At 64.6% G+C, this 26,562-nt stretch carries 19 protein-coding genes; 9 read left to right on the top strand and 10 right to left on the bottom strand.

What is annotated here, in order from left to right:
- Nucleotides 1-10: 10 nt before the first annotated feature.
- The gene (locus XH87_RS07225) at nucleotides 11-3,178 is read right to left on the bottom strand and encodes an efflux RND transporter permease subunit (RefSeq protein ID WP_271586708.1); all 3,168 of its coding nucleotides are present in this window, start codon (nucleotides 3,176-3,178) and stop codon (nucleotides 11-13) included.
- A complete protein-coding gene (locus tag XH87_RS07220) occupies nucleotides 3,175-4,374 on the bottom strand; it encodes an efflux RND transporter periplasmic adaptor subunit (protein WP_271586707.1) in 1,200 nt (399 codons plus the stop codon). The genes XH87_RS07225 and XH87_RS07220 overlap by 4 nt, the downstream gene beginning before the upstream one ends.
- A 468-nt stretch (nucleotides 4,375-4,842) precedes the next feature.
- On the opposite strand from XH87_RS07220, the gene XH87_RS07215 reads away from it, so the two are divergent.
- The 7 genes from XH87_RS07215 (at nucleotide 4,843) to XH87_RS07185 (ending at nucleotide 13,437) form a co-directional block, all read left to right on the top strand.
- Nucleotides 4,843-5,997, top strand: a complete 1,155-nt coding sequence (locus XH87_RS07215; RefSeq protein ID WP_158667594.1) for an iron-containing alcohol dehydrogenase — start codon at nucleotides 4,843-4,845, stop codon at nucleotides 5,995-5,997.
- A gap of 18 nt (nucleotides 5,998-6,015) precedes the next feature.
- Nucleotides 6,016-7,566 (top strand): AMP-binding protein, encoded by a 1,551-nt coding sequence (locus XH87_RS07210; protein ID WP_271586706.1) that lies wholly within the window; start codon nucleotides 6,016-6,018, stop codon nucleotides 7,564-7,566.
- Between the two features lie 391 nt (nucleotides 7,567-7,957).
- Complete coding sequence (locus XH87_RS07205; RefSeq protein ID WP_271524643.1) at nucleotides 7,958-9,556, top strand: ABC transporter substrate-binding protein; 1,599 nt, start codon at nucleotides 7,958-7,960, stop codon at nucleotides 9,554-9,556.
- A 40-nt stretch (nucleotides 9,557-9,596) separates the two neighbouring features.
- Nucleotides 9,597-10,544 (top strand): ABC transporter permease, encoded by a 948-nt coding sequence (locus tag XH87_RS07200; protein ID WP_035703608.1) that lies wholly within the window; start codon nucleotides 9,597-9,599, stop codon nucleotides 10,542-10,544.
- Between the two features lie 9 nt (nucleotides 10,545-10,553).
- Nucleotides 10,554-11,447 carry an ABC transporter permease gene (locus XH87_RS07195; protein ID WP_271586705.1) on the top strand — a complete coding sequence of 298 codons (894 nt, stop codon included), beginning with the start codon at nucleotides 10,554-10,556 and terminating at the stop codon, nucleotides 11,445-11,447.
- Nucleotides 11,447-12,454, top strand: a complete 1,008-nt coding sequence (locus tag XH87_RS07190) for an ABC transporter ATP-binding protein (RefSeq protein WP_271586704.1) — start codon at nucleotides 11,447-11,449, stop codon at nucleotides 12,452-12,454. Before XH87_RS07195 ends, XH87_RS07190 begins: the two co-directional genes overlap by 1 nt.
- Nucleotides 12,451-13,437, top strand: a complete 987-nt coding sequence (locus XH87_RS07185) for an ABC transporter ATP-binding protein (RefSeq protein WP_271586703.1) — start codon at nucleotides 12,451-12,453, stop codon at nucleotides 13,435-13,437. The genes XH87_RS07190 and XH87_RS07185 overlap by 4 nt, the downstream gene beginning before the upstream one ends.
- A gap of 96 nt (nucleotides 13,438-13,533) precedes the next feature.
- Here XH87_RS07185 and XH87_RS07180 read toward each other — a convergent pair whose 3' ends face one another.
- The 7 genes from XH87_RS07180 to XH87_RS07150 form a co-directional block, all read right to left on the bottom strand.
- Nucleotides 13,534-15,510: an acetyl-CoA carboxylase biotin carboxylase subunit gene (locus XH87_RS07180; protein ID WP_271586702.1), complete on the bottom strand. Its 1,977-nt coding sequence runs from the start codon at nucleotides 15,508-15,510 to the stop codon at nucleotides 13,534-13,536.
- Complete coding sequence (locus XH87_RS07175) at nucleotides 15,507-17,123, bottom strand: acyl-CoA carboxylase subunit beta (RefSeq protein ID WP_271586701.1); 1,617 nt, start codon at nucleotides 17,121-17,123, stop codon at nucleotides 15,507-15,509. The genes XH87_RS07180 and XH87_RS07175 overlap by 4 nt, the downstream gene beginning before the upstream one ends.
- Before the next feature lie 113 nt (nucleotides 17,124-17,236).
- Complete coding sequence (locus tag XH87_RS07170) at nucleotides 17,237-18,103, bottom strand: 3-keto-5-aminohexanoate cleavage protein (RefSeq protein ID WP_271586700.1); 867 nt, start codon at nucleotides 18,101-18,103, stop codon at nucleotides 17,237-17,239.
- A gap of 219 nt (nucleotides 18,104-18,322) precedes the next feature.
- Nucleotides 18,323-19,126 carry a helix-turn-helix domain-containing protein gene (locus tag XH87_RS07165; RefSeq protein WP_271586699.1) on the bottom strand — a complete coding sequence of 268 codons (804 nt, stop codon included), beginning with the start codon at nucleotides 19,124-19,126 and terminating at the stop codon, nucleotides 18,323-18,325.
- Between the two features lie 214 nt (nucleotides 19,127-19,340).
- Nucleotides 19,341-19,997 carry a glutathione S-transferase family protein gene (locus XH87_RS07160; protein ID WP_271586698.1) on the bottom strand — a complete coding sequence of 219 codons (657 nt, stop codon included), beginning with the start codon at nucleotides 19,995-19,997 and terminating at the stop codon, nucleotides 19,341-19,343.
- On the bottom strand, nucleotides 19,997-21,160 hold the full coding sequence (locus XH87_RS07155; RefSeq protein ID WP_035716697.1) for an acyl-CoA dehydrogenase family protein: 1,164 nt from the start codon (nucleotides 21,158-21,160) through the stop codon (nucleotides 19,997-19,999). The genes XH87_RS07160 and XH87_RS07155 overlap by 1 nt, the downstream gene beginning before the upstream one ends.
- 140 nt (nucleotides 21,161-21,300) lie before the next feature.
- Nucleotides 21,301-22,437 carry an acyl-CoA dehydrogenase family protein gene (locus XH87_RS07150; RefSeq protein ID WP_271586697.1) on the bottom strand — a complete coding sequence of 379 codons (1,137 nt, stop codon included), beginning with the start codon at nucleotides 22,435-22,437 and terminating at the stop codon, nucleotides 21,301-21,303.
- Between the two features lie 263 nt (nucleotides 22,438-22,700).
- Here XH87_RS07150 and XH87_RS07145 point away from each other — a divergent pair, with 263 nt between their 5' ends.
- Together XH87_RS07145 and XH87_RS07140 are read left to right on the top strand one after the other, a co-directional pair.
- On the top strand, nucleotides 22,701-24,251 hold the full coding sequence (locus XH87_RS07145; protein WP_271586696.1) for an acyl-CoA synthetase: 1,551 nt from the start codon (nucleotides 22,701-22,703) through the stop codon (nucleotides 24,249-24,251).
- Between the two features lie 73 nt (nucleotides 24,252-24,324).
- Entirely contained in the window at nucleotides 24,325-25,548 is a 1,224-nt protein-coding gene (locus XH87_RS07140; protein WP_271586695.1) for an ABC transporter substrate-binding protein, read from the top strand.
- An 80-nt stretch (nucleotides 25,549-25,628) separates the two neighbouring features.
- Here XH87_RS07140 and XH87_RS07135 read toward each other — a convergent pair whose 3' ends face one another.
- Nucleotides 25,629-26,390, bottom strand: a complete 762-nt coding sequence (locus XH87_RS07135) for a helix-turn-helix transcriptional regulator (protein WP_271586694.1) — start codon at nucleotides 26,388-26,390, stop codon at nucleotides 25,629-25,631.
- Between the last annotated feature and the right edge of the window lie 172 nt (nucleotides 26,391-26,562).

The following is a 26,562-nucleotide window of genomic DNA, read 5'->3' as shown; positions in this document are numbered from 1 at the left end:
CCACCCCCGTTCAAGAAGCCGCCACCTCCGGCTTCTTGTCCCGCCGCCCTTCCGCGAGGTTCCGCACCACCACGTAGAAGATCGGCGTGAACAGAAGCCCGAACAGGGTGACGCCGATCATGCCGAAGAACACGGCGACGCCGACGGCCTGTCGCATCTCCGAGCCGGAGCCGCTCGAGATCACCAGCGGCAGCACGCCAAGGATGAAGGCGAAGGATGTCATCAGGATCGGCCGCAGGCGCAGCCGGCAGGCCTCGATCACGGCCTCCAGCCGCGGCTTGCCCTCGTTCTCGATGTCGCGCGCGAACTCGACGATCAGGATCGCGTTCTTCGCCGCCAGTCCCACCAGCACGACAAAGCCGATCTGGGTGAGGATGTTGACGTCCTGGCCCATGATGCGCACACCGATGGTGGCGGCCAGCAGGCACATCGGCACGATCAGGATCACCGCGAACGGCAGCGTCCAGCTGCCATATTGCGCGGCGAGCACGAGATAGACGAACAGGACGCAGATCGGGAACACGTAGAGGCCCGCATTGCCGCCGGTGATCTGCTGATAGGACAGGTCGGTCCATTCGAAGGTGAAGCCGCTCGGCAGTGTGTCGTCGGCGAGCTTTTTGATGGCGTTGAGCGCGGTAGTCGAGCTGGTGCCCGGCGCCGGCTCGCCCTGGAGTTCGGACGCTGCGTAGAGATTGTAGCGCGCGACGCGATCAGGACCGGAGACGTCCTTGAACTCGACCACGCTGCCAAGCATCACCATGTCACCCGAAGCGTTCCGCGTGCGCAGCCGCGAGAGGTCGCTTGGCTCCTTCCGGAACGGGAAGTCGGCCTGCGCGGTAACGTGGTAGGTGCGGCCGAACAGGTTGAAGTCGTTGACATAGGTCGACCCGAAATAGGTCTGGATCGTGTCGTTGATGTTGGCGATGGGCACGCCGAGCTTCTGCGCCTTGGTGCGGTCGATGTCGACGAACAGCTGCGGCGTATTGGCCGAGAACGGCGAGAACACCGAGGGAGCGAGCAGCGAGGGCGATTTGCGCGCCGCGGCGACAAGTTCGTCGGTGGCCGCGGCGAGCAGCTCCGGCCCGCGGCCCTGGCGGTCCTGGATGCGGATGGTGAAACCGCCGCCGGTGCCGATGCCGGGCACGGCGGGCGGCGGAATGACGATGATGAACGCGCCCTGGATCGCGGCGAGCCGCTTGCGCAGCTCGGCCGTGATGGCGTTCGCGGTCAGCCCCTTCTTCAGGCGCACCTCGGGTTCATCGAACACCGGGAACAGTGCGGCCGCGTTGCCGGCCTGCGTGCGCGTCGCGCCGGAGAAGCCGGCGAAGGCGGCAACGCGGATGATACCCGGCGTATCCAGCGAGATTCGCTCGACCTCGCGCACGATCTCCGTCGTACGCGCCAGCGAGGCCGCCCCCGGCAATTGCACGGAGATGATGACATAGCCGCGGTCCTGCGCCGGAATGAAGCCCTGCGACGTAGTCCCGATCAGCCAACCGGCGCTGCCGATCAGCACGACATAGATCAGGAGCATGATCACCGAATGCCGGATCACGAAATTGGCAAGACCGGCATAGCCGTGCGAGAGCCGATCGAACACGCGGTTGAACACGCCGGTGAAGGCATTCCAACCGCGCGCGATGAGATTCCAGGCGGCCGGCGGCCGCTTCTCCTCGTGCGGCGTGAGGATCAGCGAGGCCAGCGCCGGCGACAGCGTCAGCGAGCAGAAGCAGGAGATCGCGGTCGCGACCGCGATGGTGACGGCGAATTGCTGGAAGAACTGCCCGGAGATACCGCCGAGAAACGCGGTCGGCACGAACACCGCGCACAGCACCAGCGCAATCGAGACCAGCGCGCCGCCGACCTCCTCCATGGTCTTGAGCGCCGCATCGCGCCGGCTCAAACCGTGCTCGAGATGGCGTTCGACGTTCTCGACCACCACGATGGCATCGTCGACCACGATTCCGACGGCAAGGACGAGGCCGAACAAAGTGAGATTGTTGATGGAGAAGCCCAGCGCCGCCATCACCGCGAAGGTGCCGACCAGCGACACCGGGATCGCGATGATCGGGATGATCGCAGGCCGCCAGCCCTGCAGGAACACCAGCACCACGACGACCACCAGCAGCATGGCTTCATAAATGGTCTTGATCAGCTCATGGACGGACTGCGCGATGAACTCGGTCGGGTTGTAGCCGATATTGTAGTCGAGGCCTTTCGGGAAGCTCTGCTTGAGCCTCGTCATGGTGTCGGAGATGTTCTTGGCCGTCGCGAGCGCATTTGACCCGGGCCGCTGCGTCACCAGCATGGCGACCGCCGATTTGCGCAGCAGGAAGCTGTTGGTGGTGTAGGAGAGCGCGCCGAGCTCGATGCGGGCGACGTCGCGCAGGCGCACGGTGCGGCCATCGGAGCCGGCCTTGATCAGGATGTCCTCGAACTGCTTCTGATCTTTCAGGCGCCCGGTGAAGGTGAGGTTCGGCTGGAAGGCGCGGTCGGCGATCGGCGGCTCGGCGATCTGGCCGCCCGCGATCTGCACGTTCTGGGCGCGGATCGCGGCCAGCACCTCGGTCGAGGTCAGGCCGAGATTGGCGATGCGGTCAGGATCGAGCCACAATCGCATCGAATAGTCGCGCGCGCCGAAGATCTGGATGTCGCCGACGCCGTCGATGCGCAAGAGCTGGTCGCGGACCTGGAGCAGCGCGTAATTCGAGATGTAGAGCTGGTCGAATGTGTCGTCGGGCGACAGCATGAACACGACCATCAGGATGTCGGGCGAGTTCTTGCGCGTGGTGACGCCGTTGCGCTGAACTTCCTCGGGCAGGCGCGGCTGCGCGATGGCGACGCGGTTCTGCACCAGCACCTGGGCCTTGTCGAGATCGGTTCCGAGCTTGAAGGTGACGGTGATGGTGAGCTGGCCGTTCGAGGTCGCCTGGCTGTAGAGATACAGCATGTCCTCGACGCCGTTGATCTCCTGCTCAATGGGAGCTGCCACCGTGTCGGACACGGTCTGCGCGGAAGCACCGGGATATTGCGTGGTGACGACGACGGTCGGCGGCACCACTTGCGGATATTCGGAGACCGGCAGCGTGGTGTAGGCCAGCGCGCCGACAATCAGGAGCACGATCGACAGCACCATCGCCAGGATGGGCTGGTTGATGGAAAGACGGCCGAGATTCATGACTTGCCACCGGCCGGGGCTTGCGCCGTTTGCGGGGCAACCTTGGCTCCGACGCGGGCGCGCTGGATGCCGTTGACGATGACGCGATCGTCTGCCTTCAGCCCCTCGCGGATCACGCGCAGGCCCTCGTCGAGCGGCCCGAGCACCACGGGGCGCGCTTCGACCGTGTCATCAGGCTTCACCACGAAAACGATCTTGCGGGACTGATCGGTCGCGATCGCGGCGTCCGGAAGCAGCAGCGCTTCGTAGGGCGCGCTGCCAATCAGGCGGACGCGGCCGAACTGGCCGGGCAGAATCGACAGATCGGTGTTCTTGATCACCGCGCGGCTGCGCAGCGTTCCCGTCGAGACGTCCAGGCGATTGTCGAGGAAGTTGATGGTACCCTCGTGAGACGGCTTGGTCTCGCCGGCGAGTGTCACTTGCACCGGGTTCGCCGTATCGCGCGAGCTTGGCCGCCGTCCCTCGAACCACAGCTTGCTGTATTTGATGAAGGTCGCCTCATCCATGTCGAAATAGATGTAGATCGGATCGAGTGTCACGATGGAGGTCAGCAACGTCGACGATCCGTTATCGCTGCCCTGCACGAGATTGCCGGGGCTGACGAGATGACGGCTGACGCGGCCCGTCAGCGGCGCCGTCACATGCGTGAATTCGATGTTGAGTTTGGCGGCCTTCAGCGCGCCTTCGGCCTGCATCTCGGCGGCGTGTGCGGCCTGCAAGGCCTGGCGGCGCTGATCGACGACCTGCTCCGAGACCGCGCTGGTCTGCACCAGGTTGAGGCCACGGTCGAGCTCGCGCTTGGCAAGCTCCACTTTGGCCCGTGCATCCGACAGCTGGCCCTCCGCCTGCGTGGCCACCGCCTCGAACGGTCGCGGATCGATCACGTAGAGCAGATCGCCCTGGCGCACGATCGCGCCGTCCTGGAACTCGACCGAGTTGACGAAACCGCCGACGCGCGGGCGTACCTGCACCTCTTCGACCGCCTCGAAGCGGCCGGTGAACTCGTCCCAGTCGGTGACGGTGCGCTTGACGGGCTGGGCGACGGTCACCGGCGCAGGTGGCGGCGCCGCAGCCTGCGAAGCCGGCTTGTCGCAGCCGGACAGGGCGAACGCCGCGGCGAGAAGCCCACCGATCGCGCTGAGCCGAACGAAATCGTGCGTTTTGACAAATGGCTCGCTTCCGTCCGGTCCGCTCATCCCAGGTCCTCGCACAAAAACCGCGGAAAAAAGCAGGGTACGCCTCTACCTGCGGGCGCCACAAGATGGGTGGCCAAGATGAACTCTGCAAGACCAAAGCATGCGCAACGCTTCGAAGTTTGCCTGGCCGGATGGCGGGTTGACAGGCGCGCGCGAGGGCAGCGTGGACCGCCGTGCTCGGGGATTGAGTCCCAGCCTGTCGCTTCTCGGGTCGTCAGCCCGGGCCTGCGCAGGCCTGTCCCGGGCATCCCACGATCTTCCTGCCTCGTGGCAAGGGCGTGGATGGCCGGGACAGGCCCGGCCCTGACGCCGTGGAAACTTCGGTATGCCCATCGCCTCATGCCGTTGCCCTGTCGCAGGCGAGGAGAAGAGACGAAAGGGCGCCAGCGTCTTCGCACATGACGGGCGCGACGGGGTCGGCTAGATTGTCCCACCAAAAACAAGACGAATTGTCCTGGGAGGACAGGCGTGCATCAGGGACGTGTCGTTTTCGGCGCGATCGAGGAGGTCGTGTTCGGCCATCCTGCAGCCGGCGCCATCGTCGCCCAGATGGACCGGCTGGGAGCACGCCGCGCGTTCCTGATGGTTTCGGGTACGCTCAACCGGAAGACCGACGAGATCACGAAGATCAGGGAGGCGCTTGGCCCGCGTTGCGCCGGCCTGTTCGACACGATGCCGGCACATACGCCGCGCGAGGCGGTGATCGCCGCGACCCGGGCGGCGCGCGAGGCGGACGCCGACCTGATCGTCACCGTGGGCGGCGGCTCGATCACCGACGGCGCCAAGGCGGTGCAGCTCTGCCTTGCCAACGGCATCGACGATATCGAAGGCATCGATCGCATTCGCGTCCACAAGGGCATCGCGCCGGAGATGAACGCACCGATCGTGCGGCAGATCAGCGTGCCGACCACGATCGCCGGCGGCGAGTTCAGCGCGATCGCGGGCGTCACCGACCGAGCCGCGCATGTCAAGCAGATGCTGCGGCATCCGCTCACGGTGCCGCGCGCGACCATCCTCGATCCGGCCATCACCGTGCACACGCCGGAATGGCTGTTCCTGTCCACCGGCATCCGCGCCGTCGATCATTGCGTCGAGGCGATCTGTTCGCGCGAGACGCATCCCTATGCCGATGCGCAATCGGTGAAGGGCCTCGCCATGCTCGCCGACGCGTTGCCGCGGGTGAAGGCCGATGCTGCCGATCTCGACGCCCGCATGGACGCGCAGATCGGCACCTGGCTCTCGATGGGCGCGCTTTCGGCCGGCGTGCCGATGGGTGCGAGCCACGGCATCGGCTACGTCCTGGGCGCGGCCTTCGCCGTGCCGCACGGCTACACTTCCTGCATCATGCTGCCGGCGGTGATGCGCTGGAATGCACGCGACAATGCCGAACGCCAGATGATCGTCGCGGCCGCGATGGGCTATCCCGGCCACAACGCCGCCGACGTGCTCGATGCCTTCATCCGTTCGCTCGGCATGCCGCGCAGCCTCGCCGAGGTGCGCGTGTCGCCGGAGCATTTCGATGCCATCGCCGAGCAGGCGATGCGTACGAACTGGATTCCGCGCAATCCACGCAGGATCGATGGCCCCGCCGACGTGCGCGAAATCCTGCTTCTCGCCGCATAATTGAAAGCCGGAGGATCGATGTATACTGGTATGCATGCCCGCCTGCGCCCGCTGCAGCCCGCCTTCATCATGGCGGCGACCGGCGAGGCCGTCACCTATCGCGAGCTCGAGGTACGCAGCAATCGGCTGGCGCATCTGTTCCGCAGGCACGGCTTGAGGCGGCTCGATCACTACTCGATCTTCATGGAGAACAATTCGCGCTATCTGGAAGCCTGCGGCGCGGGTGAACGCTCCGGGCTCTACTACACCTGCATCAACTCCTTCCTGACGCCGGGCGAGCTCGCCTATCTCCTCGTCAACAGCCGGTCGAAGATCCTGATCACGTCCGTTGCCAAGCTCGGCATCGCGCGCGAGGCGATCCAGGCCTGCCCCGACGTCAAGCTCTGCATCGTCGCCGATGGCCCGGGTGAGAGCGAACGCATCGTCGGGCTTGCGGAGGTGGCCGCAGACATGCCGACAACACCGATCGGGGATGAGTGGCTCGGTACTGCCATGCTCTATTCGTCCGGCACGACGGGACGGCCGAAGGGCATTTTGCGGCCCCTGCCCGAAGAGCCGCCGAAGCACAATCTGCCGCTGTTCGATTTTCTGACGAAGCTCTGGCACTACCGGGAAGGCATGGTCTATCTGTCGCCCGCACCGCTCTATCACTCCGCTCCGCAAGCCGCCGTGAACCTCACGATCCGCATCGGCGGCACCGTGATCATCATGGAGAGTTTCGATCCCGAGCGCTACCTCCAGCTCGTCGAGCAATGGGGCATCACCCACACGCAGCTGGTGCCGACGATGTTCTCGCGCATGCTGAAGTTGCCGGAGGAGGTGCGGTGCCGCTACGACCTTTCCTCGCTGGAGATCGCGATCCACGCCGCCGCGCCCTGCCCGGCCCTGGTCAAGGACGACATGATCAAATGGTGGGGACCGATCATCCACGAATATTACGGCGCGACCGAGGGCCTCGGCTTCACCGCCTGCAACAGCGAGGAATGGCTCAGCCACCGCGGCACCGTCGGCAAGGTGCTGCTCGGCGACCTCCACATTCTCGACGAGAACATGCGGGAGTGCCCGACCGGCACGCCAGGTCAGGTTTGGTTCAAGACGGCAACGCCCTTCGAATATTTCAGCGATCCCGAGAAGACCAGGGAAGCGCGCTCGCCCGACGGCAGCATGAGCACGGTCGGCGACGTCGGCTATGTCGACGCCGACCGCTTCCTGTACCTGACCGATCGCGCGACCTTCATGATCATCTCCGGCGGAGTGAACATCTATCCGCAGGAATGCGAGAACTTGCTGATCACCCATCCGAAGGTCGCCGATGCCGCCGTGTTCGGCGTGCCCAATGCCGATCTCGGCGAAGAGGTGAAGGCGGTGGTGCAGCCAATGCCGGGCGTGGTGCCAGGGCCGGCTCTCGCCGAAGAGCTGATCGCGTTCTGCGCAAGATCGCTGTCGCGGCAGAAGGTGCCGCGCTCTGTCGATTTCGAGAAGGAGTTGCCGCGACTGCCGACGGGGAAGCTGTACAAGCGGCTTCTCAGGGACAGGTATTGGGGGAATAAGGCGTCAAGGATCGTGTGAGACTTTCTGTCCACTCATGCGCGAGACGTGACCAGACAAAAGGTGTCGTCCCGGGGCGCGACGAAGTCGCGAACCCGGACCCATAACCACAGGGAGCGGTTGTCGCGCGAGCAGATCACTCCGAGTCCTCGCAAATTCCTCCCTGGATATGGGTTCCGGATCTGCGCTTCGCTTGTCCGGGACGACGGCGGAGTGCTTGATGAGCAGCGGGACACTTCAGTTCCGCACCTCTTCGCACCTGCACTCATACATGTGAGACCAGGAAGGCCCTGCAGCCTTGCGTCATCCGAATTGTCGAGGCTGCAAGCGGCCTTACCGGTTGCCTCCCTCAACTTGCGTGCTATCGTTACGACAACAGGCCGCAAAAGGCCGATGTCCAGGGAGGATGAGCATGCGGAGCGTGTGGGCGCTCGCCGCAATGGCGGCGCTATCTGTGCTGACGGCCTCAACCAACACGCTCGCCGGCGAGCCCAAGCAGGGCGGTGTCCTGCGGATGTATCATCGTGACAGTCCGGCAAACGCGTCGATCCTCGAAGGCGCGACCTATTCGGTCAACGTGCCGTTCATGGGGGTTTTCAACAATCTCGTCATCTACGATCAGCACATTGCGCAGAACAGCCCTGATACCCTCAGGCCCGAACTGGCCGAAAGCTGGTCCTGGAGCAGCGACAACAAGAAGCTGACGTTCAAGCTGCACCAAGGCGTCAAGTGGCACGACGGCAAGCCGTTCACGTCGGCCGATGTCAAATGCACCTTCGATCTCCTGATGGGTAAATCGCAGCAGAAGCTGCGGCAGAATCCACGCAAGGCCTGGTACAACGAAGTCAACGGCATCACGACGAACGGCGATTTCGAGGTCTCCTTCGACCTGAAGCGGCCGCAACCCTCGCTGCTGGCGATGCTCGCGTCCGGCTATACGCCGATCTATCCCTGTCACGTCTCGCCGGCGGACATGCGCACCCATCCGATCGGGACCGGACCGTTCAAATTCGTCGAGTTCAAGGCCAATGAATCGATCAAGCTGACCCGGAATCCGGACTATTGGAAGAAGGGCCTGCCCCATCTTGACGGCATCGAGTACACGATCATCCCGAACCGCTCGACCGCGATTCTCGCCTTCGTCGCCGGCAAGTTCGACATGACCTTCCCGACGCACATCACGATCCCGCTGCTGAAGGACATCAAGTCGCAGGCGCCGAACGCGATCTGCGTGGTCGAGCCGACCAACGTTTCGACCAACATCATCGTCAATTCGACCTCAGCGCCGTTCGACAACATCGATATCCGCCGGGCGGTGGCACTTGCGCTCGACCGCAAGGCCTTCGTCGACATCCTGTTCGAAGGCCAGGCCGATATCGGCGGCACCATGCTGCCGCCGCCGCAAGGCATCTGGGGCATGCCCAAGGACAAGCTCGAGACCATTCCGGGCTACGGTCCGAACGTGAATGCGAACCGCGAGGAGGCGAAGAAGCTGATGCAAAAGGCGGGCTACGGCCCCGACAAGCATCTCGCGGTGAAGATCTCCACGCGCAACCTCGCGGAATATCGCGATCCGGCCGTCATCCTGATCGACCAGCTCAAGAGCATCTATATCGACGGCGAGCTCGACGTCGTGGAGACCGCGAACTGGTTCCCGAAAGTCGCGCGCAAGGACTACATGCTCGGCCTCAACCTCACCGGCAACTCCGTCGACGATCCCGACCAGTCGTTCTACGAGAATTATTCCTGCGGCTCGGAACGGAACTACACCAATTACTGCAACAAGGAGATCGAGAAGCTGTTCGACGTGCAATCGCAGGAGACCGACACAGCCAAGCGCAAGCCGCTGGTTTGGGATATCGACAAGAAGCTGCAGGAGGACGTCGCCCGCCCGATCATCTTCCATGCACGGGCCGGCACTTGCTGGCAGCCCTACGTCAAGGGCGTCACGATCATGTCGAACAGCTCCTATAACGGCTTTCGCTATGAGGATGTGTGGCTCGACAAGTAGCACGTCAGGCTGAAGACTAGCGGCTCGCGGAGGGCGAAGGATGTTTGCCTATCTGGTGCGACGCCTGTTCCTGATGCTCGTGACCCTGTTCGGGATCTCGGTCGTCATCTTCCTCCTGCTGCGCATCGTGCCCGGCAACATCGTCGACATCCTGTTCGCGGCCGCCGGCTACGTCGATCCCGCCGACAAGGCCAATCTGGAGAAGGAGCTCGGCATCGACCAGCCGCTGATCGTGCAATATTGGCACTGGATCAGCGGCTTCCTGCGCGGTGATCTCGGCTACTCCTACGTCTCCGAGAAGCCGGCGCTGCAGGAAATATTGCCGCGGATTCCGATCACGGCGCGGCTCGCCGGCCTTGCGCTGCTGTTCTCTGCCTCGATCGGCATTCCGCTCGGCGTCATCAGCGCGGTGAAGCAGGGGACGAAGCTCGACTACGCGCTCCGCGTCGTCAGCCTCAGCGGATTGTCCCTGCCCTCGTTCTGGCTCGGACTTTTGATCCTCACCGCGTCGGTGGCGATGTTCGGCCAGATGCCGATCTTCAATCCGAATCCGCAGACCTGGCTCGAGGCGTTCGCGACCTACGCCGTGCCGGCCGCAGCCGTCGGCTTCCGCAGCGCCGCGCTGACCATGCGCATCACCCGCTCCTCGATGCTGGAGGTGCTGAGGCAGGACTATATCCGCACGGCTCGCGCCAAGGGCGCCTCCGATGCCGCGGTGAACTATCACCATGCGCTGAAGAACGCGATCCTGCCCGTCATCACCGTGATCGGCATCGAGGCGGCTTTCCTGATCGGCGGCCTGATCGTCACCGAGACGGTGTTCAACATTCCGGGCGTCGCGCGCTTCCTGGTGGAGGCGATCCGCTGGCGAGACTATCCGATCGTGCAGAACCTCGTGATGTTCATCGCGGTCGTCGTGGTATTCGCCAATTTCACCGTCGACATGCTCTACGCGGTGTTCGACCCGCGGATCAGGTACACGGATTAGGAGATCAGCTTGGCCGCGATCGACTTCGACGTTGAACTGAGGCGAGCCGGCGCGCATGCCACCGGTGGCTGGCGGCGCGTGCTGTTTCTGGCGCAGCGGCACGTGTTGGGCGCGGCGGGGCTCATTATCATGACGGTGTTCGTGCTCACCGCGATCTTTGCCGACTTCATCGCCCGCTACGATCCCCTCACGGTCGATTCCGCGCGCGCGCTCGCGCGCCCGAGCTGGGCCCACTGGATGGGAACGGATTCGTTCGGTCGCGACGTGTTCAGCCGCATCATCCACGGTGCGCGGATCTCGCTCGCTGTCGGCATCGGCTCGACCGCGCTCGGCGGCACGATCGGCGTCATCGTCGGGCTCACGTCAGGCTATTTGTCCGGCTGGGTCGATCTCGTATTCCAGCGCGTTTCCGATGTTCTTCAGGCGCTGCCGCTGTTGGTGCTCGCCCTCATCATGACGGCAGCACTCGGCCCTTCCTTGCCGAACGTCATCATCGCCATCTCCATTCCGCTGATCCCGACCGTGTCGCGCGTGATCCGCGCCAACACGCTGGCGCTACGCGAGCAGCCTTTCGTCGAGGCCGCCAAGTCGATCGGCATGAGCGAGGTGCGCATCGCGCTGCGCCACGTGCTGCCGAACACGCTGGCCCCGCTGATCGTGCTCGCAACGGCCCAGCTCGGCTCGACCATCCTCACAGAGGCCTCGCTCTCCTTCCTCGGCCTCGGCATTCCCGAGCCTTATCCGTCGTGGGGCCGCATGCTATCCGAATCAGCCGCCGAATATGTCCGCACCGCGCCCTGGCTCGTGATCTTCCCGGGCATCGCCATCAGCCTCGCCGTGTTTGGCGCCAATCTGTTCGGCGACGCTCTGCGCGACATCCTGGACCCGAGGCAACGCGGCTGATGGCGGACAAATCCGATCTCGTGCTCGACGTGAGGAACCTGAAGACGGTGTTCTTCACCAATTCCGGCCTCTTCAAGGCTGTCGACGACCTCTCCTTCAGCGTGAAGCGCGGCGAGACGCTGGCGATCGTCGGCGAATCCGGCTGCGGCAAGAGCGTGACCGCGCTCTCGCTGATGCGGCTCGTGCCCGATCCGCCCGGCCGCATCGTCGGCGGCTCCGTGTCGCTCGAAGGCACCGACCTGCTGGCGCTGCATGAAACGGAGATGCGCGCGGTCAGGGGCAACCGCATCTCCATGATCTTCCAGGAGCCGATGACCTCGCTCAATCCGGTGGTGCGGATCGGCGACCAGATCGTCGAGGCCGTGCGGCTGCACCGGAACATCTCGTCGAAGGAAGCACACGACATCGCCGTCGAGATGCTGCGCCTGGTGCGCATCCCCGAGCCGGCGCGACGCGCGCGCGAATATCCGCATCAGCTGTCCGGCGGCATGCGCCAGCGCGCGATGATCGCGATGGCGCTGGCGTGCCGGCCCGCGCTGCTGATCGCGGACGAGCCGACCACCGCGCTGGACGTCACCATCCAGGCGCAGATTCTGGCGCTGATCCTCGATCTCCAGAAGGAGCTCGGCACCGGTCTCGTCCTCATCACGCACGATCTCGGCGTCGTTGCGCAGACGGCGCAGCGCGTGATCGTGATGTATGCGGGGCGAAAGGTCGAGGAAGCCGGCGTCGAGGCGCTGTTCGCCACGCCGAAACATCCCTACACGCGCGGGCTGATGGCCTCGATCCCGGCCGTTCCTGCATCCGGCGCACCGGCACAGGCGCGCTTAAACGAAATTCCGGGCACCGTCCCCTCGCTGGTGCGACTGCCGAAGGGCTGCGCCTTCGCGCCGCGCTGCAAGCTCGCGATCAAGCGCTGCGAGGCAGAATATCCTCCGCTCGCGGACTGGGGCGGCGGCCATCTCGCCGCCTGCTGGCGCGCGGAAGAAGTCGCGGAGGTGGCATGACCGAGGCGCTGCTCGAAGTCACCGACCTCAAGAAATATTACCCGGTGCGCGCCGGCGTGCTGCGACGACAGGTCGGCACCGTGCACTCGGTCGACGGCGTCTCGTTCTCCCTTCATGCCGGCGAGACACTCGGCCTCGTCGGCGAATCCGGCTGCGGCAAGTCGACGGTGGCGCGGAGCGTGCTGCGGCTGGTCGAGCCGACCTCGGGCCAAATTCGTCTCGATGGCGAGGACATCACCCACCTTTCCAAGACGGCACTGCGTCCGCACCGCCGTTCGATGCAGATCGTGTTCCAGGACCCGTTTGCCTCACTCAATCCGCGCATGACGGCGGGCGACATCGTCGGCGAGCCGCTCGCCGTGCATGGGCTTGCAACCGGCAAGGAACTGGAGGCACGGGTCGCAAGACTGTTCGAGCAGGTCGGATTGCGACCCGACCAGATGCGCAACTTCCCGCATCAGTTTTCGGGTGGCCAGCGCCAGCGTATCTGCATCGCACGCGCGCTCGCGCTGGAGCCGCGTCTGATCGTCTGCGACGAGCCGGTATCCGCGCTCGACGTCTCGATCCAGGCGCAGGTGATCAACCTGCTGATCGACCTGCAGCGCCGGCACGGCTTCTCCTACCTCTTCATCGCGCACGACCTCGCCGTGGTCGCCCATATCAGCCACCGCGTCGCCGTGATGTATCTCGGCCGCATCGTCGAGATCGCCGACAAGGACGAGCTGTTCCGCAACCCACGTCATCCCTACACGCAGGCCCTGCTCGCCTCGGTGCCGATCGCCAATCCGCTGGCGAAAAAGCTCGCGCCGCTGGTCGACGGCGACGTGCCGAGCCCGGTCAATCCGCCATCGGGATGTGCATTTCACACCCGCTGCCGGTTTGCGATGGAACGATGCAGGACGGAGCGGCCGGCGCTGGTGGATGCGGGCGACGGGCACCGAGTGGCGTGTTTGTTGAATGAGGGGACGGGGCGAGGTCGATAATTCCGCCTGTCGTCATGCGAGCGCAGCGAAGCAATCGAGAATCTTTCCCCGGATGCAGATTGCTTCGTCGCGTCGCTCCTCGCAACGACGCGAGCGCTACCCCACCTCGATCTCCGCCACGATCCTGCCCGTCGTCACCTGCTCACCCTCTGCAACGTCGATCGCCGCGATGACGCCGTCGAGGCCGGCCTTGTGGACGTGCTCCATCTTCATCGCCTCCAGCGTCAGCACCGGCTGGCCTGCGGTGACGCGGTCGCCCGGCTTGACCAGTACGGCGACGACGCGGCCATTCATGGCGGCGCGGACCTTTCCGTCGCCGCCATTCGTTGCCGCCGCTTTCGGCGCGGCGAGGGTGAGATCGGTGACGGCGAACGGAACGCCGCGATGCTGGAGGTAGAGCCGGTCGCCGTCGCGCAGGAACTTGGCGCTGTCCATGAGACCGTCGTGGCGGAAGCGGATCGCGTTGGCATCGAGCTGCTCGATCTCGAACTTGTCCTTGCGGCCTTCGGCGGCGACAGTGTAGCCGCCATCGTGCTCGCGAGTGATTTCAAGTTCGTGCGCGTGTCCGGCGATCTCGATCTTCGCAGGCAGCGGGAATGCTGCCGACAGGCTGCGGCCACTCTGCCAAGACGGCGCGCGCGGGTTCGTGACGTAGAGCAAGAGGCCCGCCAGCGCAATGTCGAATGCCGCGTCCGCGCGCGATGCCAGCAGTTCGTCGCGATGCGCGCCGATGAAGGCCGTCGTCGCCTCGCCTTTGGCGAAGCCGGGATGGCGCAGGCAGGAGATCAGGAACGCCTGATTGGTGGTCACGCCGAACGCCGTGAGCTGCTCGAGGCCGACGATCAGCCGCCCCCTCGCCTCCTCGCGCGTCGCGCCATGGCTGATCATTTTGGCGATCATGGAGTCGTAAAACGCCGGAATTTCCGAGCCTGACTGCAACGCGTGCTCGACGCGGATGCCGTCGGGCACCTGCCAGCGCGCCATGCGGCCGGACTGCGGCATGAAATCATGCGCGGCGTCTTCCGAGCAGAGCCGTACCTCGATGGCGTGGCCCTCGAAGCGGACATCGTGCTGCTTCACCGGCAACGGCTCGCCGCGCGCGATGCGGAGTTGCAGTTCGACGAGATCGAGCCCGGTGATCGCCTCGGTCACGGAATGCTCGACCTGGAGACGCGTGTTCATCTCCATGAAGTAGAACCCGCCGCGCGCATCGAGCAGGAATTCCAGCGTGCCCGCCCCTTCGTAGCGCAGCGCCTTCACCGCCGCGACCGCGACCTCCCCCATCTTCGCGCGCAGCTCCGGCGTGACCGCGGGGGACGGCGCCTCCTCGATCAGCTTCTGGTGCCGCCGTTGCACCGAGCAGTCGCGCTCGCCGAGATGGATGGCGTTGCCGTGGCTGTCACCGAACACCTGGATCTCGATGTGGCGGGGATTCTGGATGGCGCGTTCGAGAATGACCGTGGCATCGCCGAACGCCGCCTTTGCCTCCGACCGCGCACTGCGGAGAGCATCGGGAAAGGAGCCCGCATCGGTGACGAGCCGCATGCCACGGCCGCCGCCGCCGGCCACCGCCTTGATCATCACGGGAAAGCCGATCTTTTTGGCTTCCCCCAGCATGACCTCATCGCCTTGATCGGCGCCTTGATAGCCGGGCACGATGGGGACACCGGCCTTTTTCATGATCTCCTTGGCGCCGGCCTTGTTGCCCATCGCCTCGATCGCCTGCGGCGACGGGCCGATGAAGACGAGGCCGGCATCCCGGCAGGCTTGCGCGAAGTCTTCGTTCTCCGCGAGGAAGCCGTAGCCGGGATGCACCGCATCCGCGCCGCTGGCCTTCGCCGCGGCAATGATCGCGGGGATGTTGAGATAGGATTGCGCGGGCAGCGCCTCGCCGATGCGCACGGCCTGGTCGGCCTGCCGCACGTGGAGGGCATCGCGATCGGCGTCCGAATAGACCGCGACGACGCCGAGGCCGAGCCGCCGCGTGCTGCGCATCACGCGCAGCGCGATCTCGCCACGATTTGCGATCAGGACCTTGAAAAACGGCCGGTGCTGCGCTGATCCGTTCCTCATGGGCGGGCCACCGAAAACTGCATACGCTGCGGTGTGCGCGCATCGCCCTCGCGGCAGACCGCGAGCACTTCGGACAGCACCGCGCGGGTGTCGCGCGGATCGATCACGCCGTCGTCGAGCACGCGGGCGCTGGTCGAGAACACGTCCATCTGGCCGTCGAACACGCCGATGATCTCAGCCTTCATGGCGTCCAGCTTGTGCTTCTCGATCGGCTTGCCGCGGCGCGCGGCGGCCGCTTCCGTCACGATCGCCATGGTCTCGGCGGCCTGCTCGCCGCCCATCACCGCCGTCTTGGCATTGGGCCAGGAGAAGCAGAAGCGCGGATGAAAGCCGCGCCCGCACATGCCGTAATTGCCGGCGCCGAAGGACGCGCCGCAGTAGAGGGTGATCTGCGGCACCGTCGCCGAGGTCACCGCCTGAATCATCTTCGAGCCGTGCTTGATCATGCCGGCCTCTTCGTAGGCCTTGCCGACCATGTAGCCGGTGGTGTTGTTCAGATAGAGGATCGGCGTGCGGGTCTGGCAGCAGGCCTGGATGAAATGCGTCGCCTTGTTGGCGCCGGCCGGGTCGAGCGGGCCGTTGTTGGTGATGATGCCGATGGCCCCGCCCTCGATACGCGCATGGCCGCAGACGGTGGCCGGGCCGTAATTCGGCGCCATCTCCGTGAAGTCGGAATCATCGACGATACGGGCGATCACCTGCTTCATGTCCACAGGGCGCTTGTGGTCCATCGGCATGATGCCGAGCAGCTCGTCCTGGTCGTAGCGCGGCGGCCTGAATTGAGCGACCGTCTTGCCCGGCCGTTCCCATTCCAACGCCGCCATGATCTCGCGCGCGATGCGCAGCGCGTCGCGGTCGTCTTCGGCGAGGTAGTCGCCGAGGCCCGACACTTGCGTGTGCATCTCGGCGCCGCCGAGCTCCTCCTCGGTCGCGATCTCGCCGGTCGCCGCTTTCAGCAATGGGGGACCAGCGAGAAACGCGCGGGTGCGGCCGCGGACCATGACGATGTAGTCGGAGAGGCCGGTCTGATAGGCCCCGCCGGCGGTCGAGGAGCCGTGCGTGACGGTGACGACCGGGAGTCCCGCGGCCGAAAGCCGCGCGAGATTGCGAAAGATGTTGCCGCCGCGGACGAAGTCCTCGACGCGGTAGCGCAGCAGGTTGGCGCCGGCGCTTTCGACGAGCTGGACGTAAGGCAGCTTGTTCTCCAGCGCGAGCTCCTGCACCCGCAGCGTCTTGTCGAGGCCGAAAGGCTGCAGCGCGCCGGCATCGATGCCGGAATCACTGGCGCTCACCATGCAGCGGATGCCCGAGACGAAGCCGATGCCGGCGATGACACCGCCACCCGGCACGCTCTTGGCGGGATCTGATACGTCGAACATGTAGCCGGCGAGCGTCGACAGCTCGATGAACGGCGCACCGGGATCGAGCACCAGCGCGACGCGCTCGCGCGGCAGCAGCTGGCCGCGCTTGTGGAAACGATCCTTCGCTGCCGCCGATGCCGCACGCGTGCGCTCTTCCAGCGCCCGCATGCGGTCGATCAGCGCGAGCATGCCGTCGCGGTTGGCGTGGTAGGCCGCGCTGCCGGGGGAAATGGTGTTTTCGAGAATGGACATGAGTCTATCCTGCTCGTCATTGCGAGGAACGAAGCGACGAAGCAATCCAGACTGCCTCCGCGGAAAGATTCTGGATTGCTACGCTTCGCTCGCAATGACGGGTGAAACTGCGTTCAGCGATTCGTCCCAAAGATCTTCCGCGCCTCGGCGGGGCTCGCGATCTCGCGGCCCGCACGCCTTGCGCAGGCGGCGACGGCCTCGATCAGCTGGCCGTTCGACGTCACTTTCCTGCCGTCGGCGAGATAGAAGGTGTCCTCGAGACCGGTGCGCAAGTGACCGCCGAGCTCGGCGCAGCGCTGGTGCAGCGGCCAGATCTCCTCGCGGCCGATCGCGGTGACCTGCCAATGCGCCTCGGGGCGCTTCAGCTTGATCAGGATCGGCAGCAGCTCGGAATCAGCGGGCATGCCGGACGCCACGCCCATCACGAAGTTATATTCGAGCGGGCCCTTGTACATGCCGACCTGGCGATACATGCCGACGCAACGGACGATGCCGACGTCGAAGCACTCGAACTCGGGGATGGTGCCGACCGCATTCATGACGTCGAGATAGTCCTTCACCTTCTCGACCGCGTTGTCGAACATCATCGGCGGCCAGGCCCAGCTGTTGTCGGCCTTCACCTTCAGGTAGTTCAGCGAGCCGGCGTTGCAGGCAGCGATCTCCGGCTTGGTCTCGCGGATACAGTCGAGCGCGCCAGAGTAGTTCGGCCCAGACACGCCCGAGGTGTGGTTGATGATGACGCCAGGGCAGGCTTCGCGGATTGCCTGCTGGATCTCCTTGCTGACAGCGACCTCCCAGGACGGCAGATGTCCCTTGCCCGGCGCCTGCTGGCGCAGATGGATGTGCATGATGGACGCGCCGGCATCGAACGCAGCCTTGGCCTCGCGCGCCATCTGCTCGGGCGTCACGGGCACGTTGTGCTGCTTGGGGTCGGTGAGCACGCCGTTCAGCGCGCAGGTGATGACGGCCTTGTCGCTCATGCCAAAAATATCTCGCACGTTGAGAATTCAACGCTTGCGATCATGTGATGCGGGGCATGCGGCTTCTTGCGCGGAGAAGCTGGGAAAAACGACGAATCGTAGGTGGGTTAGCCGCAGGCGTAACCCACCAACTTTCCTCACCGCGGATGGTCAGTGGTGGGTTACGCTGGCGGACTGCGCTTCGCGCAGCCGCCAGCTAACCACCCTACGGGAGCAGTGCTAGCTCGCCTCCGCAAGCTCCCGCACCGTCTCGGTGCTGCGGTAGATAGCAAGATCGCGCGAGCCGACGAAGATCGCGCGCGGCTTCAATCCATAGAAGCGGCGGATCGAGTGGCTGAAATGGGTCGAGTCGGGATAGCCGATGTCCTGCGCGAGATGGGCGAGGTTGAGGTCCTGATTGGCGAAGTGCAGCAAATGCCGCGCGCGCTTCCAGGCGCGGAAGGAGCGGAACGAGATGCCGGTCTCCTCCTTGAACAGGTGCAGGAAGCGCGAAGCCGACAGCCCTGCTTCAGCCGCGCAGGCATCTGCCGTCACCGGTTCGCCGGAGAAGCGCTCGATGCGGGCGACGGCGCGGGTCACACGCGGATCGAGCACGCGGCGCGGAAGCGCCTCGCCGAAGCACATCTCGTCGAACTCGGCGGTGGTGATGTCACCATAGCGACGCTGGCGCAGCAGCGCGTAGGCGGCGAGGATGTTGCGGGCATAGGCGGCCTTGTCCGGTCCGCGCAGCCGCTCGGCCAGGGCCTCGATCACGCCATCCGGCATGCTTTCCGGCTCCAGCGTCACGCTGATGACGGTGCGATAGTCGCTGGCGATGGAATGCCGCTGGTTCGGCAGGGTGACGAACAGCTCACCGATGGCGAGGACGTCGTCGATCGTCAGGTGCAAATTGCCCTTCACCGCGACATAGACGTGGCAGCAACCGGGGGTCCTCTTGCGGGGGCGGCCAAGCAAACCGGCATAAAACACCCGCTCCGGCGTGATCAGCATCAGATGGTCGGATTCGCGACCTTTATCTTCCATTGGGATCCTCCTCGCGCGGCTCTCTGGCCGCTGCGGACGGAGGTCACCTTAGCGGAAATTTGGGCGCTGTCACGATGGGATAGCGCTGTCATGGAAACACGCACGGTCGTTCCGGGGCGGTCGGCAGGACCGAGCCGGGAACCTCGAGATTCTCAGGTGCGCAAGGGCGCACCGGAGCTCGATGCTGCGCATCGCCCCGGAATGACGGCCTCCCTTACGCCCTCACCCTCGGCGCAACATCCTGCTCGGCGCCGGCCTTCCGTTCCGCAGCGACGGCACGCTTGAAACCGTCGCGCTGCTGCAGGCGCGCCCAATAGGCTGCGACATTTGGCCCAAAATCCTTGGCAAGCCCAATGTCGCTCGCGAGGCGCAGCGCGTAACCGATGACAATGTCAGCGGCGGTGAAGCGGCCCGCGCACAATGTTTCGGCATTCGCCGTCGCTGCCTCGACGGCGCGCAGTCTCCCCAAGAACCATTTTGCGTAATCGGTGGCGACTTGCGGGTTGCGGCGCTCCTCCGGTTCGAGCTGGGTGTATCGGAGCACCAGCGTCTGCGGGAAGGTTAACGTGGCATCGCTGAAATACATCCAGTTCAGAAAGGCGCCATAGGCGGGATCCTCAGGTCCAACCATCAACGGCGTCGGCCCGTATTTGACGCCGAGATAGTGGCAGATGCCGGAGGATTCGGTCATCTTGGTCTCACCGTCGACCATGAAGGGAATCGTGCCCAGCGGATTGAGCGCAAGATATTCCTTGGCGAAGACGCGCGGCGGGAACGGCAGCATCTTCAGCTCATAGGGCAGCCCCATCTCCTCCAGCATCCAGAGCGGGCGGAACGAGCGCGCGGCGTCGCAGTGATAGAGCGTGATCATCAGGACTTTCCCTTGCTGCCGGGCAGCGTGCCCATCATCTTGCACAGGACCATCAGCATGACCTCGTCGGCACCGCCGCCGATCGAGGTCAGGCGGCTGTCGCGATAGGCGCGGCTGACCGGCGTCTCGTTGGTAAAGCCCATTCCGCCCCAATATTGCAAGCAGGCGTCGGTGAGCTCGCGGCCGAGGCGGCCGGCCTTCAGCTTGGCCATGGTCGCAAGCCGCGTCACGTCCTCGCCCGCCACCAGCTGTTCCGCGGCACGATAGATCAGCGCGCGCAGCAGCTCGACCTCGGTCTGCATCTCCGCAAGCTTGAAGTGCACGACCTGGTTGTCGAGGATGCTCTGGCCAAAGGCCTTGCGGTTGCGGGTGTACTCGATCGTCTCGTTGATGATGTATTCGTGCGCCTTGAGGCAGGCGGCCGCGCCCCACAGGCGCTCCTCCTGGAACTGGATCATCTGGTAGGTGAAACCCTTGCCCTCCTCGCCGATCCGGTTGCGCCTGGGCACGCGGACGTTGTCGAAGAAGATTTGCGCGGTGTCGGAGGAGCGCATGCCCATCTTGTCGAGCTTGCGCGCGACGGTGACACCCTTGCTCTTCATGGGCACGCAGATCAGCGACTTGTTGCGGTGAACCGGCCCGTCGCCGGTGTTGGCGAGCAGGCAGATCCAGTCGGCCTGCGTGCCGTTGGTGATCCACATCTTGCCGCCGTTGATGACGTAATCGTCGCCGTCGGAGCGCGCCTGGGTCTTGATCGAGGCGACGTCGGAGCCCGCGCCGGGCTCGGACACGCCGATGCAGGCGACGTAATCTCCGGCAATCGAGGGCGCCAGAAATTCGCGACGCACCTCGTCGGAGCCGAATCGTGCCAGCGCCGGCGTCGCCATGTCGGTCTGCACCCCGATCGCCATCGGCACGCCACCGCAGGTGATGGCCCCTAACTCCTCCGCCATCATCAGCGCGTAGGAATAATCGAGACCAGAGCCGCCGAATTCGACCGGCTTGTTCAGGCCGAGAAAGCCGAGGCTACCCATCTTCTTGAACAGCTCGTGCGCCGGGAAGATGTCAGCCTTCTCCCATTCATCGACATGAGGATTGATCTCGTTCGCGATGAACTTTTGCAAGCTACGGCGAATGTCGTCATGGTCGGCGGTGAACAGCATGTTCTTTCCTGTCGTTCCGGGGCGGCGCGCAGCGTCGAACTATGGTGCGCAATTCCGCACCTGAGAACCTCGATATGTCTGGGACTCAGCTCCAGGTCCCGGGTTCACGCTGCGCGCGCCCCGGGACGACGCATGTATTCTCACAACCCCATCTGCCTTGAGGCCAGATCCTTCATGATCTCTTCGGTGCCGCCGCCGATGGCGTTGACCTTGACCTCGCGGTAGATGCGCTCGGCCTTGATGCCGCGCATGAAGCCGGCGCCGCCGAAGATCTGCACGGCTTCCGAGGCGCAGAAGGCCATGGTCTGCGTCGCCTGGTTCTTCATCATGCAGATTTCCGCGACCGGGCTTTCGCCCTGCTCGAGCCGCCAGGCCAGCATCTCCAGCATCGCCTGCGAGGCTGCGACCTTCTGCGCCATGTCGACGATCTTGTGGCGGATCACCTGGTGCTGGGCCAGCGGCTTGCCGAAGGTCTTGCGCTCCCTGGCATAGGCAATCGCCTCGTCGAGGCAGACCCGGGCGAAGGCGGTGCAGCTTGCCGCCATGCCCATGCGCTCGCTGTTGAAGTTCTGCATGATGATCTTGAACCCCTGACCCTCCTCACCGATCAGGTTTTCTGCCGGCACGCGGCATTGGTCGAAATGCAGCGTCGCGGTGTCCGAGGCCCACCAACCCATCTTCTTCAGCCTGGTCCGCGACAGGCCGGGCGTGTCGCCTTCGATCAGGAGCAGACTGACCCCGCCGGCACCCTCGCCGCCAGTGCGCACTGCAACGGTCAGATAGTCGGCGCGCATGCCCGAGGTGATGAAAGTCTTCTCGCCGCTCACGACGTAGTGATCGCCGTCGCGCCGGGCCCGGGTGCTCAAGTTCGCGACATCGGAGCCGCCGCCCGGCTCTGTGATCGCGAGCGCGGAGATCTTCTCGCCCGACAGCACCTGCGGCAGCACGCGCGCCTTCACCTCGGGCCGAGCCGCGCGCACGATCGGCGGCAATCCGATGGTGTGGCTCATCAGGCTGGCACTGACGCCCCCGGCGCCGGCGCGCGCCAGCTCTTGGCTGGCCACGATCTTCATGAACTGGTCGGCGGCGATCCCGCCATATTCCTCGGGGAAACCGAGCCCCAGGAGGCCGATCTCGGCCGCCTTGCGATAGAGCGCGCGCGGGAATTCACCGGCCTCGTCCCACTCATGGGCGAACGGCGTGATCTCCTTCTCGACGAAACGGCGCATGACGTCCCGGAAGGCGTCATGCTCGGCGGTATAGAACGGGCTCTTCATTAGTCTCGCCCTGTTGGCGGATTCGCTCGTCCACCATGGCTGGAACAATTGCGATTCACTTGCGCAGAGTGGCTGACCATAGGAGCCGCTCCACCGCAGCCTATGGCCTAGCAACTCCACGCAAGACGATTTTCGTCCCACACAGGCTAACTCTGGCTCAAAAAGACGTTGCTGCACAGACTCCGGCTGGCGCCAGTGCGCCGCCGGGCATGGTGCACGGGCAGCAAGAAGGAGGGCGGCACAGACCGTCGAGGGAGGAATTCTTGGCCGTTCGTTACTACGATTGGATCGCCCATCATGGCCGACGCACGCCGAACAAGGTCGCGCTGATCGACCTCGCGAGCGAGCGCCGGTTTACTTATTCGCAGCTCGATGCCCGCGTCTCGCGCCTCGCCTCCTTCCTGCGTCACTCCCTGAACGTTTCCCGCGGCGACCGCGTCGCGGTGCTGGCGCTGAACACGACCGATACGCTGGAGGTGCAGTTCGCCTGCGGCCGCCTGGGTGCGATCTTCGTACCGCTGAACACCCGGCTGACCGTTCCGGAGCTTCAGTTCATCACCAGCGATTGCGCGCCGAAGGTAATGATCCACGACAACGATCTCGCCGAGACGGCGCTTGCCGTTGCAAAGCTCTGCGGCGTCACGACGAGCCTGCTGCTCGGCCCCGGCGGCACCTACGAAGCCGGCACCGCGGCCGCAAAGCCGCTCGACCGAGCCGAGGAAGTCACGCTCGATGACGTCTCGACCATCATGTACACGTCGGGCACGACCGGGCATCCCAAGGGCGCGACTATCACCCATGGCATGACGTTCTGGAATTGCGTCAATCTCGGCGGCCCCGCCTGCATCGGACCATCCTCGGTGCTGCTTACCGTGCTGCCTCTGTTCCACACCGGCGGGCTCAATTGCTACACCAACCCGGTGTTGCATGCCGGCGGCACCGCGATGATCATGCGCGCCTTCGATCCCGGCACGGCGCTCGGGCTGATCAACGATCCCGCGCAGGGCATCAACGTGTTCTTCGGCGTACCCGCGATCTACCAGTTCATGGCGCAGCATCCCGCCTTCGCAACGACCGATCTCAGCCGGCTGATCGTCGGCGGTGTCGGCGGTGCTCCGATGCCGGTGCCCCTGCTCAAGGTGTGGGAGGCGCGCGGCGTGGCGCTTCAGCAGGGCTACGGCATGACCGAGACCTCGCCGGCGGTGCTGGTGCTCGATCGCGAGGATGCGGCGCGCAAGGCCGGCTCCGCCGGCAAGCCGGTGCTGCATACCGAAGTGCGCATCGTGCGTCCCGACGGCAGCGATGCCGATGTCGGCGAGCTCGGTGAGCTCTGGGTCAAGGGACCCAACATCACGCCGGGCTACTGGAACAGGCCGGAAGCGAACAGGATCTCCTTCACCGACGGCTGGCTGCACACCGGCGATGCGACCCGCGTCGACGAAGAAGGCTTCTACTACATCGTCGATCGCTGGAAGGACATGTACATTTCAGGTGGCGAGAACGTCTACCCGGCCGAGGTCGAGAACGTCCTGCACCAGCTCACGGCCATCGCGGAGGCTGCCGTGATCGGCATTCCCGATCCGAAATGGGGCGAGGTGGGCCTTGCCATCGTTGCGGTCAAGCCCGGACAAAAGCTGACGGAGACACAGGTCTTCGCCCATTGCGCGGCCAATCTGGCGCGTTTCAAATGCCCGCGCCAAATCCGCTTCGTCGAAGCGCTACCGCGCAACGCCACCGGCAAGATCCACAAACCGACCCTGCGCAAGGAGTTCTCGGTGGCTTCCGAAGTCGACAAGAAGGTCGCCAGTGCCTGATCGAAGCGCCCCTCGCGGGCGCTTTTCTTTTTGAAGTGTCTGCCCCACCCACAAGAAACGCCAAGGAATTTCCATGAAGAACAAGAAAATCACCCTCCTCGCCGCGGCAACGGCCCTGACCTTGCTTTCGATTCAAGGCGCTTATGCGCAAAAGAAATACGATACCGGCGCCAGCGACACGGAAATCAAGATCGGCAACGTCGAGGCCTATTCCGGTCCTGCCTCCGCCTACGGCATCATCGGCAAGACCGAGGAAGCCTATTTCAAGATGATCAACGACCAGGGCGGCATCAACGGCCGGAAGATCAACTGGATCTCCTATGACGACGGCTATTCGCCGCCCAAGACCGTGGAGCAGGTCCGCAAGCTGATCGAAAGCGACGAGGTGTTCCTCGTCTTCAACGCACTGGGCACGCCGACCCAGACCGCCGTGCAGAAGTATCACAACGCCAAGAAGGTCCCGCAGCTCTTCCTCGCCACCGGCGCCAGCAAGTGGAACGACCCCAAGGGCTTTCCCTGGACCATGGGCTTCCAGCCGAGCTACCGGGTCGAGGCGCGGATCTTCGCGAAATATATCCTGCAGACGAAGCCCGACTCGAAGGTCGCGATCTTCTATGCCAATGACGATTTCGGCAAGGACTACGTCGCTGGCATCAAGGAGATCTTCGGCGATAAAGCCTCCTCGCTGATCGTCGCGGAAGAGAGCTACGAGACGACCGAGCCGTCGATCGATTCCCACATCGTCAAGCTGAAGGGCTCCGGCGCCAACGTCTTCGTCAACATCTCGACGCCGAAATTCGCGGCGCAGGCGATCAAGAAGATCGCCGAGCTCGAATGGAGGCCGATGCATGTGATGACCGACGTGTCGATCTCGATCGGCGCGGTGATGAAGCCGGCCGGGCTCGATGCGTCGGAAGGCGTGCTGTCGGCGAGCTATCTGAAGGACGCATCGGACCCGCAATGGAAGGACGACGAAGGCATGAAGAAGTTTCTCGCCTTCATCGACAAGTACATGCCGGGCGCCAACGTCTCCGACACCAACATCGTCTACGGCTATGCCGCAGCGCAGACCCTGGTACAGACCTTGAAGCAGTGTGGCGACAACCTGACGCGGGCGAACGTGATGAAGCAGGCCGCGAGCCTGAAGGATTTTACGCCCGATACGCTGATCCCCGGCATCAAGGTCAACACCGGTCCCAACGACTTCGCGCCGATCGAGCAACTCAAGATGATCCGCTTCAAGGCTGGTCAGTGGGAGCTGTTCGGCGACATCATCAGCGCCGAGACCGGAGGCTAGATCGCATCAGCTGAACATGCCAACCCAGATAGCGGCCGAAAAGGCCGCTATCTTTTTGTATGAACGAGGTCGAAGCGAGGCTATGCCGGGAGGAAGAGCGCAAAGGGCTCTTCCACCGTGCGGCGCAGATGCTTTCGATACAGGACGTAGTTGGCGTCGTCCGGCGCAACCCGCCCCAAGGACGGCTTCGGAATATTCCTGAGCGGCACATAGGCGATGGGCGCAGCGATCGGCGTCAGCTGCGAGCCGGGGCCGGCGCGGAGCGTCGAGATGATGCCGTACATCTCGCCGGCAACCGTCGGCCGCGACACTGTGATCACGCGATGCTGGCCGTGCTTGATGATGACGAGGTAGACGAAGCCGGACTGATGGGGCACGGCGACCTCGCCGGTGTGCTCATAAGCGGCGTCGGTCCGCTCGCCCTCGCGAAAGACCAGCGCTGAGAATTTCGGCTCCCAGACGATCTCGGTGCGATAGGCAAAGATCGCGTCCTTGTCGCCGAAGGACGGGCGCAGGGTGATGTAGACGTCCTCGAGCCAGGTCACCGCGCGATGCGCATAGGAGCCGAGGCTGTCGGGCGCGACGTCGTTTGCGGCCGGAGGCGCCATCACGATGGCGCTTTTGCGCAAGGACACGCCCAGCGCCTGCTCCAGCCGGACCGTCGTCGCCAGCGTGAACGGCCGGCGGCCGCCGAGCACCTTCTCCAAGGTCGACAGGCTGAGCTTGGCCTGCTCGGCCAGGGCTTGCCGGGAGATCCGGCGTCTGGCCAGCTCCTCGCGAATGGTCTCCGCGATTTCGCGACTCTGCTCGTCCGAAAGCTGCTTGTCGGCCTGCATATGCATCGTCAACCCTGCCCTTTGAGCGCCATTCTAGCAGGGCGGACAAACCAGCACAAAACCGCACGTGGCCACCCGGCGGCAGCCTGCTCGGGCCGGCCGCGGCGGAACATTGCCGATCATTCTGCTCGCGAAATCAGCCTCTCCAGGCCGATCCTGAGAGCCAGCAAACAGCCCC

Source organism: Bradyrhizobium sp. CCBAU 53415 (genome assembly GCF_028128735.1).
Taxonomy (GTDB): Bacteria; Pseudomonadota; Alphaproteobacteria; order Rhizobiales; family Xanthobacteraceae; genus Bradyrhizobium.
This window is presented reverse-complemented; position numbering and strand designations above follow the sequence as displayed.